At 45.3% G+C, this 16,319-nt stretch carries 14 protein-coding genes and 2 pseudogenes; 2 read left to right on the plus strand and 14 right to left on the minus strand.

The annotated features are described in order from the left end of the window. Positions 1–60: 60 nt before the first annotated feature. The 10 genes and pseudogenes from WOA13_RS07215 to WOA13_RS07260 all read right to left on the minus strand — a co-directional run bounded on the left by WOA13_RS07215 (position 61) and on the right by WOA13_RS07260 (position 11,464). Positions 61–1,896, minus strand: a complete 1,836-nt coding sequence (locus tag WOA13_RS07215) for a cation:proton antiporter domain-containing protein (protein WP_331454320.1) — start codon at positions 1,894–1,896, stop codon at positions 61–63. Positions 1,897–2,118: 222 nt separating this feature from the next. After that, positions 2,119–3,522: pseudogene (mtbB, locus tag WOA13_RS07220) on the minus strand ([dimethylamine--corrinoid protein] Co-methyltransferase). A 27-nt stretch (positions 3,523–3,549) separates the two neighbouring features. After that, the gene (gene mtbC / locus WOA13_RS07225) at positions 3,550–4,218 is read right to left on the minus strand and encodes a dimethylamine corrinoid protein MtbC (RefSeq protein ID WP_342127331.1); all 669 of its coding nucleotides are present in this window, start codon (positions 4,216–4,218) and stop codon (positions 3,550–3,552) included. A gap of 124 nt (positions 4,219–4,342) precedes the next feature. Then, positions 4,343–4,501, minus strand: a complete 159-nt coding sequence (locus tag WOA13_RS07230) for a hypothetical protein (protein WP_342127261.1) — start codon at positions 4,499–4,501, stop codon at positions 4,343–4,345. A gap of 12 nt (positions 4,502–4,513) precedes the next feature. Beyond that, positions 4,514–4,807, minus strand: a complete 294-nt coding sequence (locus WOA13_RS07235) for a hypothetical protein (RefSeq protein ID WP_342127262.1) — start codon at positions 4,805–4,807, stop codon at positions 4,514–4,516. 1 nt (position 4,808) lies between these two features. Continuing rightward, the gene (locus WOA13_RS07240) at positions 4,809–5,873 is read right to left on the minus strand and encodes a DMT family transporter (protein WP_342127263.1); all 1,065 of its coding nucleotides are present in this window, start codon (positions 5,871–5,873) and stop codon (positions 4,809–4,811) included. A gap of 130 nt (positions 5,874–6,003) precedes the next feature. Then, on the minus strand, positions 6,004–6,654 hold the full coding sequence (locus WOA13_RS07245; protein WP_342127264.1) for a methyltransferase cognate corrinoid protein: 651 nt from the start codon (positions 6,652–6,654) through the stop codon (positions 6,004–6,006). Between the two features lie 41 nt (positions 6,655–6,695). Continuing rightward, positions 6,696–8,192: pseudogene (gene mttB / locus WOA13_RS07250) on the minus strand ([trimethylamine--corrinoid protein] Co-methyltransferase). 843 nt (positions 8,193–9,035) lie between these two features. Continuing rightward, complete coding sequence (locus WOA13_RS07255) at positions 9,036–10,658, minus strand: methylamine methyltransferase corrinoid protein reductive activase (protein WP_342127265.1); 1,623 nt, start codon at positions 10,656–10,658, stop codon at positions 9,036–9,038. 218 nt (positions 10,659–10,876) lie between these two features. Further along, positions 10,877–11,464, minus strand: coding sequence for a hypothetical protein (locus WOA13_RS07260; protein WP_342127266.1), 588 nt, complete (start codon positions 11,462–11,464; stop codon positions 10,877–10,879). 334 nt (positions 11,465–11,798) lie between these two features. Between WOA13_RS07260 and WOA13_RS07265 the strand changes: the two genes are divergently transcribed. Next, entirely contained in the window at positions 11,799–12,113 is a 315-nt protein-coding gene (locus WOA13_RS07265; RefSeq protein WP_342127267.1) for a DUF6951 family protein, read from the plus strand. Positions 12,114–12,168: 55 nt separating this feature from the next. On the opposite strand, the gene WOA13_RS07270 is transcribed toward WOA13_RS07265, so the two are convergent. Continuing rightward, complete coding sequence (locus WOA13_RS07270; RefSeq protein ID WP_342127268.1) at positions 12,169–13,032, minus strand: RPA family protein; 864 nt, start codon at positions 13,030–13,032, stop codon at positions 12,169–12,171. Further along, positions 13,032–14,336: a Single-stranded DNA binding protein gene (locus WOA13_RS07275; protein WP_342127269.1), complete on the minus strand. Its 1,305-nt coding sequence runs from the start codon at positions 14,334–14,336 to the stop codon at positions 13,032–13,034. Before WOA13_RS07275 ends, WOA13_RS07270 begins: the two co-directional genes overlap by 1 nt. A gap of 208 nt (positions 14,337–14,544) precedes the next feature. On the opposite strand from WOA13_RS07275, the gene WOA13_RS07280 reads away from it, so the two are divergent. Continuing rightward, positions 14,545–14,766, plus strand: a complete 222-nt coding sequence (locus WOA13_RS07280) for a histone family protein (protein WP_342127270.1) — start codon at positions 14,545–14,547, stop codon at positions 14,764–14,766. 14 nt (positions 14,767–14,780) lie between these two features. Here WOA13_RS07280 and WOA13_RS07285 read toward each other — a convergent pair whose 3' ends face one another. Continuing rightward, positions 14,781–15,287, minus strand: coding sequence for a COG2426 family protein (locus WOA13_RS07285; protein ID WP_342127271.1), 507 nt, complete (start codon positions 15,285–15,287; stop codon positions 14,781–14,783). Positions 15,288–15,291: 4 nt separating this feature from the next. Then, positions 15,292–16,266, minus strand: a complete 975-nt coding sequence (locus WOA13_RS07290) for a replication factor C small subunit (protein WP_342127272.1) — start codon at positions 16,264–16,266, stop codon at positions 15,292–15,294. Between the last annotated feature and the right edge of the window lie 53 nt (positions 16,267–16,319).

Here is a 16,319-nt window from a genome sequence, read left to right on the forward strand (position 1 = left end):
CAAGATACTCCTCATAGCTATATAAAACTAAAGTTAGCAAGGTGAAAGTATTCACCTTACTTATCGTCCCAACAGGTCTGCAACGATCTTTGCAGCATCCCCTTCCCCTATGACGGTCACCATATCATCGAACTCAAGCACAAGGTTTCCGTTCGCAATGAATGATTCCTCGCCCCTTCTGACCATAAGCAAAAGGCTGTCCTCGGGAAGTGACAGCTCTTTGATGGCCTTGCCGGCAACCTTCGGGTTCGTTACCTTTACTTCAAGGATGTCCCCTCCTTCGCCAACTTCACACATGGAGAACATGTGCGGCCTTCCCACCATATTATCAAGGAAAAGAGCGGTACTCATCGCAGGGCTCATAGCACGAATCTCAAGGTCCCAGAATGCATGGAGGTTCTCCATGTTGTTTACCCTGGCAATTATCTGGTCTTCCTTGAAGCCGAACTTGGTCTTGGCTATCTGGCTGACCAGAAGGTTAGTGTTGTCCTGATCAGTGCTTGCAATAACATACTTTGCATTTTCGATGCCTGCTTTCTTAAGTACGTTTACATCTTCGGCATCTCCGTGTATCACACGTATTCCGGATTTCATCAAACGCTGGCAGTTCTCTTCAGAGGATTCAATGACAATTACATTCTCCCCCCTCTTTTCGAACCTTTCAGAGAGTATCCTTCCGACCTCTCCGCCACCTACTACAAGAATTTCCATAGGGATCACTCCTAAAAATCTAGCCACATATTTTGACAGGAAACCTGTCATGAACACAGTAATAATTACAGTAAGGAATACCAGGCCAACAAGTTCCTGCCCGCCAGCCATATTTAGACCATTTAGCTTGATAGCGAAATAGGTTGCAATGGATGCAGGAACTACACCACGTGGTCCTACAAATGATATGAAGAGCTTCTCTTTCGTCCTGAAGGTAGTCCTTGCAGTACTGGCGAACACAGCAAGTGGCCTGACAAAGAATATAAGCAGCAATACAACAACAATTCCGGCAGCGCCTATCCTGAAGATGTCCTCGAACTTCAGCATCGCAGCCAGTAGAATGAATATCAAAGAAAGCATCATGACCACAAGGTCTGATTTGAATTCCTTCAGCGCTGCCTTGTAAGGAACATTGGAAGTACCTACAATAATACCGAACAGGGCTACTGCAAGAATTCCTGATTCATTACCCAAAGACTCTGCTATGACAAAGACCGTTATTACGGATGTAAGTGTCACAAAACGGACGACCTGTTCCGAAAGGACAGAATGAGACAGGAACCGGGTAAGCAAAAAGCCTCCTGCTGCACCCATGATAAGACCAAGTAGAGCCCTGTAGAGCAAAAATCCAACTACCTCAAACCCTGTTAGTCCGGAAATTATGACCTCAAAAACAAGTGCTGCCAGTATCACGCACACAGCATCGTTAAGCACACCTTCAAGTTCAAGTGCTTTGCTTACCCTGTGATTTACACGCACCTGCCTTACAACAGGAGTTATGACTGTCGGACCTGTTGCGGTCACCAGGGCACCAAATGCAGCAGAGATCTCCAGAGGAAGACCAACTATCAGATGGGTAAAGAGTGTCGCACATACAAAGGTAATTATAACGCCTACAGAGATTAGACTGACAACACCCTGCTGGATAGACCTCACTGATTTTATATCAATATGAAGGCCACCGTCGAAAACAATAACTGCCACACATAACGAAACGATAGCTGTCAGCCCCTCACCAAGAAGAGTAGGGTCCAATATTCCGAGCACCTCCGGTCCAATGATGATACCTTCGATCAGAAGGAAGATAAGAACAGGCATCTTGAACAATTTGCTCAGACTCTGGGCCACCAGGCTCATTACCAATACAGCAAGTGCGATCTGCAATAAGTATATAGATGATTCCACGGTCAGTCTCCTGAAGGCTGTCAATTATGTACAAACCTAAATAACGTTGTGTAAATAACGCCATTAAAATATAAATTGTTTTTCAAAACTAAACACTGACAGAAGTTATCAGTGGAATTATAGTTCTGCAGAATGCATACCATACAAGGTATAAACAGAGTGAAAAAGCTATTTCAAAAAGAAGAAATGTAGACCGGGATAAAGCCGGTCCACTTATTGAATTTATGCGATGGTTTCCCTGAACTTGTCACAGCAGTTGATGTTGATGCCGAGGAGCTTCTCGATGTTCATCTTAGCTGCAATACCCTTTGCACAGCCTGGTACAGAGGTGATTACACCGATGTCGAGCTCTTCCCTGACTTCCCTCATGACGTACTCGTCTGAAAGGTCAGCATTCTCTACACCGAGCTTCTTTGAAACGTAGTCCTTTGCTTCGCCGATTCTCATGCTCTTTGTGAACTGCATCCTTGCAACAAGGTCACCAGCTGCTCTCATACCGGTCATACCGGAAGCCATGATGTGTGCAATTGGCATACCGAGTGGGTCACCGACTCCGATCTATATACCGTCGACGCCTGCGATCTCGACCATTGCCTTGCTTGCCCTGGTTACTGCATCTATTGGTGGTGTCTCAAGCATTGGGATACCGCCGACACCCATACCCATATCGACGTGACATGGAATTGGAGATGCCTCAACAGCTGCCTTCATGAATGTAACTGCACGACCAAGGTTCCATGCGGAGGTCTTGCTTGTGTTGGTGTTACATACTGGACCGAAGGTGTTTGCTCCTGCCTTTGCTGCAAGTGGTGCCTGCTGGTGTGGCCAGAGACCTGCAAGAACTGTACCATCATACTCAAGCTGTCCGTGCATACCGAGAACAAGTTCTCCTGCCATACCAGCGTTGATGTACATGTTAGGGAATTCCTTCCTGAGTGCTTCGATTGAGTAGAAGGAAGCGTATGCGTCACCGTCACCAGCTGCACCGATGGTATCGAAGTTGACACCGTCACAGCCGACGTGCATAAGTCTCTGCATGATCCAGGTCATGTCACGGATTCCGTGGTCACCAGCTTTCTGGATGGATTCCTGAGCTTCAGAGATCTTGAAAGCCTTCATGAGGTCGCCTGGGTTCTCGAATGGACCATCAGGAGTGTAGTACAGACCCATGTTTGGCATTGCACCGTAGAGCATAGGGATAACCATGTTCTGCTGGCAAACTTCCATTGTCTGCTGTTCCTGTGCGATAACTGGCTTGACTGGCTTGAAACTGTAGTCGATGTGACCGAGTTCCATTGTGTCTGCACCAAATGCACGCTCGTGCATCATGGAACCGACAAGTCTGCTTGCAGGAATACCTACACCGCTGTTACCCTGGTCACCATCGATCCTGATTGCACCGATATCGTGGGTTACAGGAACTTCCATACCTGGCTCTACACCAACGATCCTGTTAGGGTTGATGATGATCTCGAGCATCTTCTCCATTTCATCTTCGGAAAGTGCTGCAATGTCACCAAGGTCTGCTGCATCTGCACAACCTGCTTCGATGTCAGCCATGATGTCTTCCTTGTTCATGAAGATCTTTGCACCATCGCCCATTCTAAGGGAATATTCTGTTGCCATGTTTACACCTTAAATTAATTGATGAACTTATAAGAGAAGCTCTTTTGCTTTTGCTACTGCTTCACTTGCATTTTCTGCATAGCAGTCTGCGCCGATCTTCTTTGCCCATGCATCTGTTGCTGGTGCGCCACCGACCATGACCTTAATGCCATCTCTCATACCGTTCTCCTTGAGGAGTTCGATAACATCTTTCTGGCCCTGAAGTGTGGTTGTCATAAGTGCGGAAAGACCGACCATGTCAGCATCTACTTCCTTGCACTTGTCGATGAAGTTCTGGAGTGGGACATCCCTTCCGATATCGTGGACTTCGAAACCTGCTGCCTGGAGCATTGTTGATACGATTGCCTTACCGATGTCGTGAACGTCACCCTCGACGGTACCGTTGACAATTACACCGAGTTTGGAGCCTGCGCCTTCGCCGGATGCAAGTTCATCCTGAAGCATTTCTACACCAGCAGTCATTGCGTCAGCTGCCATCATGACGTGTGGAAGGAAAAGCTTTCCTCTCTCGAAGAGGACACCGACTTCGTTCATACCTGCTGCAAGACCATTGTCGATAAGTTCTACTGCTGGAGCCTGGCCCTTTGCCTTCTCTACTGCAGCTACTACATCATCTTTCTTGCAACTTACTACCGCATCGGATAGTGTCTTGAATAATTCTTCGTTTGTCGTTTTACAACCTCCTTTGAAAACAATTCTATGATGATCCCGAAAAAGGACCTATAGAAAATGGAAATGTAGTTGGCGGGTACCCCCGGCAACTTATCCCGGTGCTTACCCAAAAGTCCAACTACATATATATATTTTGTGTTTTGCGTCCTTAGAATTGGGACACAAATGTCCTTGCCTGCCATAATGCAATCAATGCAATAACAACGATTGCAACCATCCAGGTGTATTCTGCTGCCGGTATAGGGGCCATGGTCATATCGAAACCTTCGCCATAGTAACCTACCATAAAGTCATTCATTGCTCCCATAATCAAACCTCCTTATACGTACTCCAGGCATGCATCGGATGCACGAACCTTTCCGAAGTCAGTGATCACATATTTGTGCAAGAGGAAGCCTTTCTTGTATACGCCATCCTCATCAACCTTTGACTCTACAGACTTGAGCATACCACCTGAAGCAAGCTCAAGGATATCGAAGTTGATCGAATCCCTACCGAAATTGCTGTTCATGTTGTACTCTTTCTGGACCTGTGTGACTATCTCATTGTTCCAGTGCTCTTTCTCATCAGAGAATAGCTCAAGTAACCTAAATTTAATTGGACGTTGTGCCATTTCACTCACCTCTCAGAGATTCTGCTTCACCTGTTTCTTCAGAGATCATTACAAAGCTACCGAGGACACAAAGTGCACCACCGACAAGTACTGTCCATGCTGGAACCTGTGCAAGGAACAGGTACATGAAGATCACAGCACAAAGACCGTACAGGTTACCAATACCCTGACCTCTTCCGACACCAATGAGTGGGAATGACTTGTACCAGGAGACATAACAGTAACCAAATGTGATACCTGCGAATCCAAGTACCAGTATTGACAGTGGGTTGAATGCCTGAATTGCATACTCAAAGATTGGATATCCAGCAAGTGCGACTGCAGGTACAAGGATGATCCACCAGATAAGGTTCTCACCAAGGAATCTGATTGTAATACCTACATCAGGCTCTGCAATGTCAAGACCCTTACCAGCAATTGCGCCTTCAATACCCCATCCGAGTGCAGCCATCAGACCACCGACGTATCCAATATAGTTGATACTACCAGCGGAAATCTCAGCGATTGCTCCACCGACGAAGATGGTTAGACCACCAATAATGATAACAAAGATACCTGCCCAGGCTCTCTTGGAGATCTGTTCACCATACCATTGTCTTGCAAGGATGGAACCGATCACAGGGTACAACAAAGCAGCGACTGCTGCGAATCCTGCTCCAATGAATCCAATAGCGATGAATGAACCAAGGATAGCCATAGGTCCACCGAAGATTGATGCAAGGAAGAACCACTTACTGCATGGGTGGAATTCTTTCAATGTCCTTGACATTTCGCCGAACTTACCGAGCACACCATTCCATAACAGAAGTGCAAGGATAACAGTTAACGCATTGAATGCGGAAATAAGGACAGCGACCACAAGCGTTGCAGCGGTACCGTTTTCATATGTTCCTGCGCCTGTAGGATCAGCGATGTTGATCCACATTGCATCGAATGGAGGTAATGCCCAGATAATTGTACCTGGAATATACCAAATACCCCATAGGATTGCACAGAAAAGGGCCCACATATAACCCTTGTTCATCTTTCTTTTATTTTCTAGTTTCTTTAACTCTCTTATGTCCAAATTAACTCCTCCTCCAACTCTTTTATAATGATAATAATTGACACAAGTAATATTCTATACGACTCCAATTTACTTAAAGAAGTACAGTGAAGGGTTCTTACGAACACTCCACTGTTCTTCCAAAGCAGATTTACTCAGCAGCTGCGTTGCATTTAACGACAGCGTCTGTTGCGTTCTCAGCGTAGATGTCTGCGCCGATCTTGTCTGCCCAGTCCTGGGTAACAGGTGCGCCACCGACCATTGTCTTTACGGTGTCACGTACACCAGCTTCCTTGAGCTGCTCTTCGACCTGCATCTGAAGGACCATTGTGGTGGTCATGAGTGCGGAAGAACCGATCACGAGTGGCTTGTGTTCCTTGACTGCATCGACGTATGTACCGATTGCAACATCTCTTCCGAGGTCAACGACCTTGAATCCAGCGATCTTGAGCATTGTTGCGACAATGTCCTTACCGATGGAGTGGATGTCACCCTCGATGGTACCGATGACGATTGTTCCCTTGTTCTTAGCCTCTGCTCCCTGTGCCTCAAGGACAGGGGTAAGGACTGCTACACCAGCGCTCATTGCTTCGGATGCTGCAATGACGTGTGGAAGGAAAAGTGTACCCTGCTCGAACTGGTCACCGACTTCGTTCATACCTGCGGTAAGACCATCCTGAATAAGGGATACTACATCGACACCTGCATCGACTGCTTCTTCACAAATCTCTTCTACTGCCTCGTCATCGAAATCCATGACAGCAGCTTTTGCTTTTGCGTTAATTTCATCCTGTGATACCATTTTTAAAACTCCTTTATTTTTGTAAATTATTGTTGAACAATTTACATGCTGGCTCTGAAGTCAGCATCTGCCTTGTCAACGATTGCCTGCATGTCCTTTAAGAGGTCAGCTGCAATTGGCTTTACCTCGTGGTTCTTCATGATGTCGACATACTTCTCGTGTGCGACGGTTGCGATATCCTTGGAACCTGCTGCTTCCCAGTCTCCGAACATGTCCCTGTCGAAGATGTCTGGAGCGGATACAATACCGATGTTGTTCCTGGTTTCCTTGTGTGCAAGGAAGTTGTTACCGATTCCTACCTTCTGGATAGATGGTACACCAAGGGTCTGGTCGGTTACTGGGACACCACGCATTGCGGACTTTGTCATCTTGATGATGTCGTTATCGATGATGAACTGCTCCTGGGAGAAGGTCATACCGAGCTCAAGCATTCCACCACCATAGAGGGTGTTACATCCTGCGAATGCTGGAAGAAGTGTGGTCATTGTCTTCTCGTGACCTGCCTGTCCGTCTGGGACTTTAGCATCTGCCTAGGTACCTGCAACATAGGTTGGAAGGCCATAGAACTGACCCATCTTACCGACTGCAGCGCTGATAAGACCGAGTTCTGGTGCACCGACTGGAGCGGTTCCCTTTCTCAGGTCGAAGGTTGTGGTTGAGCTACCGTAGAATACTGCTGCACCTGGCTGGACGAGCTGTGCAAGTACGATACCTGCAAGGATCTCAGCGTTGTGTGTAACGAGTGTACCTGCCCTGAATACTGGGGAGGATCCACCGGACATTGCCATACTGAGTACGTTTACTGGCATACCGAATTTAGCACCCTTGATGATGACCTGACATGCGTTGACACTGAGCTCGAGTGGGCTGGTTGGGCAGAGAAGCATGGAGAAGATTGGCTTCTTGCGAGCTTCCTCGGAGTCGCCACCGTAGTATGCGTCGACAATTCCCTTGTAGTACTCGACGTTCTCACCGACAGGGTCGATGTGGTGGAAGTGTTTTGTTGTGTTTGCGAGAGGTGTGAGTGTCTCGTGGACATCCTGCATACCCTTGCCTGCCCAGTCCCTTGCGGAAACGGTAAGTGAGAAGTAGCTGAAACCGTCGAGGTAGTCACAGACCTTTGCGGTATCTGCAATATCCTGCTCAACAGAGTCGACTGTCTCGTATTTACCTGGTGCGACGTAGTTGCACATCTTGACACCGGTACCGAAAGGAATCCAGTGGACCTTACCCTTGTGCTCCATGTCGACGGTGTTCTTCTTGTCACGACCGTAGAGCATGAATCTGGATGGTGCGTCCATAAGTGCCCTGTTTACAAGGAACTCTGGGATCTTTACGACCTGGGTCTTCTCATCGACTTCACAGCCAGCTTCCTTGAAGATTGCCCTTGCGTCTGCATCAGATACCTGAATACCAGGGTTCTGGAAAACTTCCATTGAAGCGTAGTGGATTGCTCTCATGTCATCTTCGGAGAACAATTCTAACTGGACACCCTGAAGTGGGAATCTAGCTGGGTAAAAAGTTTCGCTATATGCCATTTTCTTTACAACTCCTTTATTTGTCTTTTTTTAGTAAGGCCTGCACCATTCAACCTGAATGTTGCCGCCCATAATTCTGGCAGTTCCAATACATCCGGAGGGACCTTGAAGGCAGATCGCCCATCAGGCAAACAGATGTGTTCGGAAATGTCAATTAATTCCATCGACATGAAACACGAATGAACAGGATTGCAAAACGCACATCAGTGCAAGCCTCGTACAGGAGAGCATGCAACCATCCATTATTGTATCTCACATGGCACACTGCAACATCTGTGAAAACCGGTATCAAACCCCGGGTACATATCTACAAGAGACCTGTACCACCAGGACACATTCCGGACTTGCCAACAAAATGCTGTAATGTACACATTCGATTTAATTGATAATACCCTGTTTTCAACACGCGTATATATATTTGCTGGTCAGGCCAACAAAAAATATATCTAATACAATGTCCTGAAAAGGACAAAATTTGGATGAAATACACACATTTTTTTTTTGCCATACTGGCAAATCAAGATTAATTGCCCATCGAATCAGAACAGTAACAATTCGCAATTATTGCCAGAAAACACGATCATAAGCCGCTGGTATAAAATATATGAAAATTGTGGCCAAAATAACACAAGAAAAGTTGCTCCTGATATTATAGTATACACATGTGCCAATTGACAGGTGCATTAAATTTGATGTGTTGTTGCCAGCATAACACCATTTTTCCAAAAGACCAAATTTTGAAAAAAAAGAAGAAGAATTCAACAAAAGCCTTAAATAAGAAAAGTAAATGCCGCCCTGACTCGCGGGCGGCAGAGAAGATATGCAGCCATACCAGAGGCAGGCTTATTCCTTAATGGAAATGGTCTTGTAATGGATCGCATCCACCGGGCAGACTGAAACACACCGTCTGCAGCTCGTACCAAGACATCTTTCACTATTATAGTTAGCAAATATCTCACCATCACGTTCGATTATAGTAATGGCATCCTCAGGGCACTCCTCTTCACATTTGTGACAAAGTATACATTCCTGTGCCTTTTCCTCGATGATAATTCCAAGATCGCTGACGATCTTCAGGCCTTCCTTACCCACCTCATCGATGTCCTTTGCAACCCTCTTCTCAATACCCGGATTCTCATAGGTCTCTGGAAGAGAAGGAAGATTATACATTTCAAGCATCTGGTTGTACATATCAAGAGGCATACCCTGAGTCCAGTAGGAAAGCTCACACACATAGATGTTTGAGAACTCAGTACTTGTAGCCATCATAAGGTGATCTGCCTTGATCTTCTTTGCCACCTCGATAACCTCGTCAAGTTTGGACTCATCCATCACCAGATCCCTTGCAAGAGCAACTGAAGTGTTACCAAATTGTACAATATTGTGTGCAAAGTTTGGACATGAACCAAGCTTTCTTGCCTTATCCGCATTTACATATGCACCGGTTGCACCGGCCATATACATGAACTCGAGGTCCTTATACTCAACACCAGCTGCCAGCATAAGGGTCAGCTGGGCAGCCCTGATAGCACCAATTGCCTTTCCTGCCTCTTCAATATCCTTCTCATTGATCTCGATCTTATCCCCGAGAATAAGTTTGCCCCCAGGGATCTCCGGGATCTTAGTAATAATACCGGACTCGATTGCCAGTGAAAGTGCAGCAATGACACCTGTTCCGGTCACACCTTTTGCAACGATCTCAGAAGGTTCAGTGATGACACCGGTTTTCGGATCGATAAGATGACCCTTGCGCTCGTTCATAAGCCCATCGAGGACCGTAACTCTCCAGCAGTCACCCTCAGGATTCACATCAGAGATTGCACCCGGACTGGCAAGCATACCACAGCTGATACCCTGACCTTCGATAGCAGGACCTGCTGCAGCACTTCCGGTTATGATCTTGTCACCGACCTTGATGGCCATTTCTGCATTGGTACCATAATCAGTTACCATGGAAGGAATATCCTTGTCCATGAAATCCGTCTTGATCATCATGGCAAGTGCATCTGCGCCGATCTCATGTTTGATAGCAGGAGGTACGATCACAGTACAATTTGGAAGGTCTGCTATGCCTTCGAACAGTTCACTTGCAGGAAATACCCTTGCATCACGACTAACGTTCTCAACACCAAGCTTCCTCTGTTTGTTCTCACCTGCATATGCAAGATCCCTGATCTCAATGTTCTGGAAAAGTGACAACTGAATAGGATTACCACAAACAGCAAGTCTGCGGACAAGAGAGGTATCAACATCAAGCTCCTCAAATATCCTGGCAATTGTATCCATCATGATCTCATGTGCAAGATCAGTACCCACCTGAATAGCAAAATCCAGATGATCCATAACGTTCCCACCAGGAAGAGGATGCCTCATAGTGATAGCAGTCTTTAAAACCTCCTTAGCTTCCAGGTCGATCAATTGAGCACGAAAACCACTTGTTCCCAGATCCAATGCAATACCATACATTTTGATTACCTCTGATTCATAACATTTTATTTCAGTAATAAATCGACATACACACTAAAAAGAACAAGTTACTGATATATAAGGGCTTTGTATAAACCATACAAAACCCCGTAACATGCGTTAACATTCGCTAACAGGAGAGGATAAGAAATATAATGGGAAAAGAATAGAAAGCAAACAATAAAAAGATTTCTTAAAAAAATAGAAGAGTATACGAGTTACTCGCATCCACATTCAAAGTCAAACCCAAGAAGGAAACTGCCAGTGCCATGTTCGCTCTCCAGACCCATCCTTTCCTTAAGATACTCATCGGTCGGAGGTGAAGGCGATGCCAGGGTAGCGTTACACACATGAGGTAAACACTCAACATCATCACATGGCTTAGGAGGCATTACCACCACAAGAGGTTCGGACTTGCAATTAAGTGATGTCAGGACACTCTTGTCATATATCACAATGTTACCGATCACAAGGCATTCACTGTTCTGCTCCATTGACTTGAGCTTATCTGCATCATCAATGTCTTCACCAACTACCTTGCCATCATGCATAAGTACAACATTTGGCCCGCATGGCCACTCATATTCCATTGTGGTCTGGAAAGGTATGATCACATCACGCTGAAGAACGGTCTTTACACCTTTATTGTCACCCCTGCCAAGCCCCATGAGGGTCATCTGGTCAGCTTTTTCTTCAAGTTGAGCTATGATCTTACGGTCCTCCTCATTAAGTACCAGTGTCCTACCAACACCGACCATTTGTTCTAATCCTTCACGTACCGTTTTGATAATCTCGTCTTTATCCATGGTAATCCCTATACTGCTTGTCAGTTCAAATTAACATGATCACAGAGGCAATTTGAAGAGATATAATATTGAGAGTACCTATTCAACTTTGTTTATATAAGCATATCGAACACATTTCGATGAATAAGCAGGAATGAGACCAAAAAAGACAAGATGAAAAGGAATAAAGAAAATATAATAGAGCAGAAACCACATAGATAAAAGATTTTTTGGTTTTGCACCCATATCACAAAACCCTTATATAGAAAGTTTATCATATTAATAACATATTGTCAAAATAAAGACCAGTATTACTTTTAATTAAAGTCCAATATTAACAATACAGAGGATCAACATGACAGACATCACAGTCAATTCAAGGATTTGTGGCTTTACCCACAAAATAAGTGGGGTCAAAGATGGAAAGAACGTTAAGGTAAAAGTTGAGACCCAATGCCCAAAAGTAAAGAACATTTCTGAACTTGAAGTGCCAATGATGGAGCTCTTTGGAATAAAAGAAAATGCAGTAATAGCTAAAGCACAGGAAGGAAACTGCTGTGCAACATGCCTGGTACCCTGTGCCATCCTCCACGCCTGCAACATCGAGCTGGGGCTGATCTCCGCAACACTTGCAAAGGATGTAGAAAACCTTAGCATCGATTTCAAATAAACGACAAATGGAAATATTACATATTATAGTGCACACCCGGATGTAAAGAAGGAAATTATGATATGGGCCTTATAATCCCTATTTTTGGCTCATAACATGATCCCTTTGCAAGCAAGGACCTGACAGCTGAATCCACTGCTTTTTCATTGATATTTCGGGATTTTGCAACTGAAAGAAGATGTAAATAATCCACGCCTTTTCCCTCATCAAGCTCTTCCAGCAGTTCCATGACAACGACATCCATATCTTTTTCGCCATTACCGGGAGGTGCAAGCTCAATGGAAACAATGCACTTTTTAATAACCGACCTCATCTCATCCAGGTAATCAGAACCAGTACCATAATTATCAATTGCAAGGCATATTCCTTCGGATATTTCAGAAAAATCCGCCTTGTCCTTAATACACTCACAAGTGTCAGGAACACTTTTGCACGAGGACACCATTTCTGAAACTGCTTCCACCCGGTCAAGAGTTAGTTCAGCTGTGTCAATTACCCAATCATTGCGCATTTTTTCATCGGCCAGGTGGATCTCCTCAGGCCTCAGGGAAATAATTGATGTCCCCGGATCCGGCTTGTACACACGCACTTTCCCCACAACGGAAACGAATGCAGGAGTCTCGACGGATGAAAGGAAGATAGCTGCCTGTGGCTGGTACTGCCCCGCATATATAGTGAAAGCACCTGATGGGTCAACTATGCGGGCCTTCCATGTATCAATATCATTGCCAACATTGTCAACCTCAGTAATGACACCTACAATAAAAACACGATTCACCATTGACCCCAACGGAGTAAGCAGGTAATTCGGAGTGTGTCCTTCGGAATTTATCGCCTCATCTATAGTAGAATGTATCGTAAGACCTGAGTCGTTCAATTCCTTTGCAAACATACGGAATGCAACTTCACGTTCCACCATTATACCTCAACCCCTTCCAGTCGCTCCAAAAGTGCAGATATCCTATTTTCAGGATCATCTGAGGGAGCCCACACGGATTTTGCTACAAATGTGACGCCATATTCGACCCTTGAAGTATTCCCGCGCACACCAAGATAGCGACCCGTGAGGATATTTTTCATATCATCATAAACAACATTTGCAGACATCGATTTGCCCATGACCAGTTCACATTCCTGAAGTGTTTTACCATAGACGATCTCGGAAAGTTCCCGGTTCAGCATCACAAGAAGAGAACCGGTACCGTCATCAAGGATGAGCTTGATGCGCATGTCCTGAATACCCTCCACCACACCATGGGAGCGACAGGCATTCTTCATAATTACCCTGTTACATTCAGGACAGCGGGTTATCAGCCCGGAACCCGGCCTTACAGATACAATGTTGCCCTTTACCGATACATCGAACATGCCTTCGTTTTGCAGAACTTCCTTGATAGGCAATGGTTCCGGTGGTACGTTCACCGAATCAAAAGTGAAGGACAGTTCTTCATCAGGACCTACGATCCGGACCGGAGTGGATTCATTAAGATGTATTGAAGGCACACCCCTGTACATGCTGACCGATGCATCCTCAAAACGTAAGATACTGCCAATATCAACACCATCAAGAAGTGACCATGAAACAAAAGGCAACCTTCCGGTCTCATCAGCCAGTACCCCCTCTATAATAGTAAGGTTGTGTCCTTTTACATCGACCTCCCTGTGATATAGTTCTATCACGGCAGCCACCGAACTTACGAACATATCAGAATATCCGATCTCGCTCAGTTTTTTTACAGGAGTTTCAGATAGCTCACTTATATCAGGAAGATCAGTATCCTGAAGAAGTTCAACTTCCGAGCGATCCCCGATGTTGACCTCCGCCCTGTTGCGCCAGGACCTTACAGAGGCATTCAGGATCTTTACAGCATCCCCGGAGTTCAGTGAGATCGGCTTCCATGAAGTGAATGAGCACATACCAGTCTCATCCCCAAGTACACCAGAGAATATAGTAGCGGCCTCACCACGCAAATTGACGTCTTTCTCATTTATCTCAAGAATACGGACCTCAAGAGCTATACCTTTGTCACCAATGACAAGATCATTTACCTTTTTCGTAACAGGAGAACTATCCCGGAATTTCTTAAGAACAGACCTTTTTGCTTCATCGATCGGTACACGATACTTTAACAACAATTCCAGTTCATCCTCTATTACGGATCTGCTTACATGTCCCAGCGCCCTTGTTAACTCTTCAATATGAGGCGCAAATTTTTCGTCCATACTGTATTCCCTCGCGTATGAAATGTTTACATAATCTAGTCCATACACACATAAATAAGATATACCCACATCCTCAGGGAAGGACATTATCAAAAATACATTATTGAAGTTTATTTTGAGTATACAAACATATTTATAGATTTTTAGATAGATAAAGACAGCATATTCAATTAATTAGTTATAAAAGACAGAAAAGAGGTTTAAAAAAATGCCTATACTACCATTAGCTTCCGTCGAACGTTTGATCCGAAGTGCCAATGCAGAAAGGGTCAGTGAGTCTGCAGCATCCATCCTTTTGGAGATACTCGAAGATTACGGAGTAAAGATAGCAAAAGAAGCTATAATATATGCAAATCATGCCGGAAGAAAAACAGTAAAAGATGAAGACATAAAACTTGCCTTTGACATGCTCACGAAACCCCGTGATTAATGTCACCTTCTTTTTTATAGTAACAGATCTATCGCGCCCATTCCGGCAAGAGTGACTATCGTCACAACAATGCCTGATATCAGGACGCCTGCGGTGATCGCCATGAGGGCATGCCTGAACTTCACACCGAACACAAAAGCAGCTGCACAACCGGTCCATGCACCTGTAACCGGCAACGGAATGGCCACAAAGAGCGTTAATGCCAGTGTACCATAACGATCCATGCTTTCAGAATGTTTTCGGCGGGTCCTTGTGAAAAGCCAGGTGAAGAAAGAATCACCAATTTTGAACCTCCTGAGGTAAGAAGACACCGGATCCAGGAAAAGTAAAAGAGGGATCACCGGGAGGAGGTTCCCTATGATCGCAAGCAGATAAGCATCTACCGGATCAATTCCATATATCCCTATAGCAACAGGGATGGCACCACGAAGCTCGGATACCGGCAATGCACTGAGCACTACCGTTGCCAGCCATGAAGGCACACTTGCGAGTGCATCCAGCAGTTGCTCTTGAAAAGGCATTGCCTTATTGCTCCTTGGTCAGGGCAAAATGTGCCAGCAAAGCATCAAGCTGTATTCTTTCGTTCGCACCTTCAGTAAGCCTGAAATCAACCTCGCCGATCATATCCATAAGGTCCACCATACGCTGGCCTGCTACATCCATGTCGAAAATAGCACGATAGATCTGCCCGACGACATCCTCTCCGGAAAGACCCTTTTCCAGCATAAGAGTATCAAGTTTCCTGCGCGCCAGCACAAAATTACCGGATAATGCGGTTTTAAGCAGTTCCATGATCTCTTCAGGATGGGCTGTTGCAGTTATCCTGTATATGGCATCCCTGTGGATGGTCTTATCAAAAAGAGCAGCTGCCTGAAGTGCATTTATTGCCTTTCTCATGTCACCCTGAGCAACGTACTTCAGTGCTTCCATTCCATCATCAGCAATTTCAAGCCCCTCTTTTTCAGCAATATGCCTGCACCTTTCAGCCACGGAATCCTCAGTAAGGTGGCGGAAACGGTAAACAGCGCACCTGGACTGAATAGGTTCGATGATCTTTGAAGAATAGTTACAGGACAATATGAAGCGGCAGTTACCCGTATAGCGCTCCATCGTACGACGCAGTGCTGACTGCGCATCGGACGTTAAAGCATCTGCTTCATCAAGGAAGATTATCTTGAAATCGGCACCTCCGATAGGGGAGGTCTTTGCGAAGTTCTTGATCTTGGTCCTTACAACATCAATACCACGCTCATCCGACGCATTGAGTTCTGTGAAGTTCTCCCTCCAGTCATCCCCGAAAAGTTCACGTGCAATAGACACAGCAGTAGCTGTCTTTCCAACTCCGGGAGGACCTGAGAACAATAAGTGAGGAAGATTACCGGTCTTTACATATGAGATCAGCCTTTCTGTAGTCTCCTTTTGACCCACAATATCTTCAAGCTTAAAAGGCCTGTATTTCTCGATCCATATCTCTTCTTTTATTTTAAACCCTCCAGCCATTACTGCTGACCTGCAATATCAATGCAGGAAGAATAAGGTTGATTTTACTTTTT

Source organism: Methanococcoides sp. LMO-2, assembly GCF_038432375.1.
In the GTDB taxonomy this organism is placed as follows: Archaea; Halobacteriota; Methanosarcinia; order Methanosarcinales; family Methanosarcinaceae; genus Methanococcoides; species Methanococcoides cohabitans.

What these genes read in the sequence shown, in the direction of transcription:
- WOA13_RS07260 (WP_342127266.1), bottom strand. Translation starts at nt 11,464, where the DNA reads ATGGATAAAGACGAGATTATCAAAACGGTACGTGAAGGATTAGAACAA.
- WOA13_RS07230 (WP_342127261.1), bottom strand. Translation starts at nt 4,501, where the DNA reads ATGGGAGCAATGAATGACTTTATGGTAGGTTACTATGGCGAAGGTTTC.
- WOA13_RS07275 (WP_342127269.1), bottom strand. Translation starts at nt 14,336, where the DNA reads ATGGACGAAAAATTTGCGCCTCATATTGAAGAGTTAACAAGGGCGCTG.
- WOA13_RS07280 (WP_342127270.1), top strand. Translation starts at nt 14,545, where the DNA reads ATGCCTATACTACCATTAGCTTCCGTCGAACGTTTGATCCGAAGTGCC.
- WOA13_RS07290 (WP_342127272.1), bottom strand. Translation starts at nt 16,266, where the DNA reads ATGGCTGGAGGGTTTAAAATAAAAGAAGAGATATGGATCGAGAAATAC.
- WOA13_RS07285 (WP_342127271.1), bottom strand. Translation starts at nt 15,287, where the DNA reads ATGCCTTTTCAAGAGCAACTGCTGGATGCACTCGCAAGTGTGCCTTCA.
- WOA13_RS07265 (WP_342127267.1), top strand. Translation starts at nt 11,799, where the DNA reads ATGACAGACATCACAGTCAATTCAAGGATTTGTGGCTTTACCCACAAA.
- WOA13_RS07245 (WP_342127264.1), bottom strand. Translation starts at nt 6,654, where the DNA reads ATGGTATCACAGGATGAAATTAACGCAAAAGCAAAAGCTGCTGTCATG.
- WOA13_RS07255 (WP_342127265.1), bottom strand. Translation starts at nt 10,658, where the DNA reads ATGTATGGTATTGCATTGGATCTGGGAACAAGTGGTTTTCGTGCTCAA.
- WOA13_RS07235 (WP_342127262.1), bottom strand. Translation starts at nt 4,807, where the DNA reads ATGGCACAACGTCCAATTAAATTTAGGTTACTTGAGCTATTCTCTGAT.
- WOA13_RS07270 (WP_342127268.1), bottom strand. Translation starts at nt 13,032, where the DNA reads ATGGTGGAACGTGAAGTTGCATTCCGTATGTTTGCAAAGGAATTGAAC.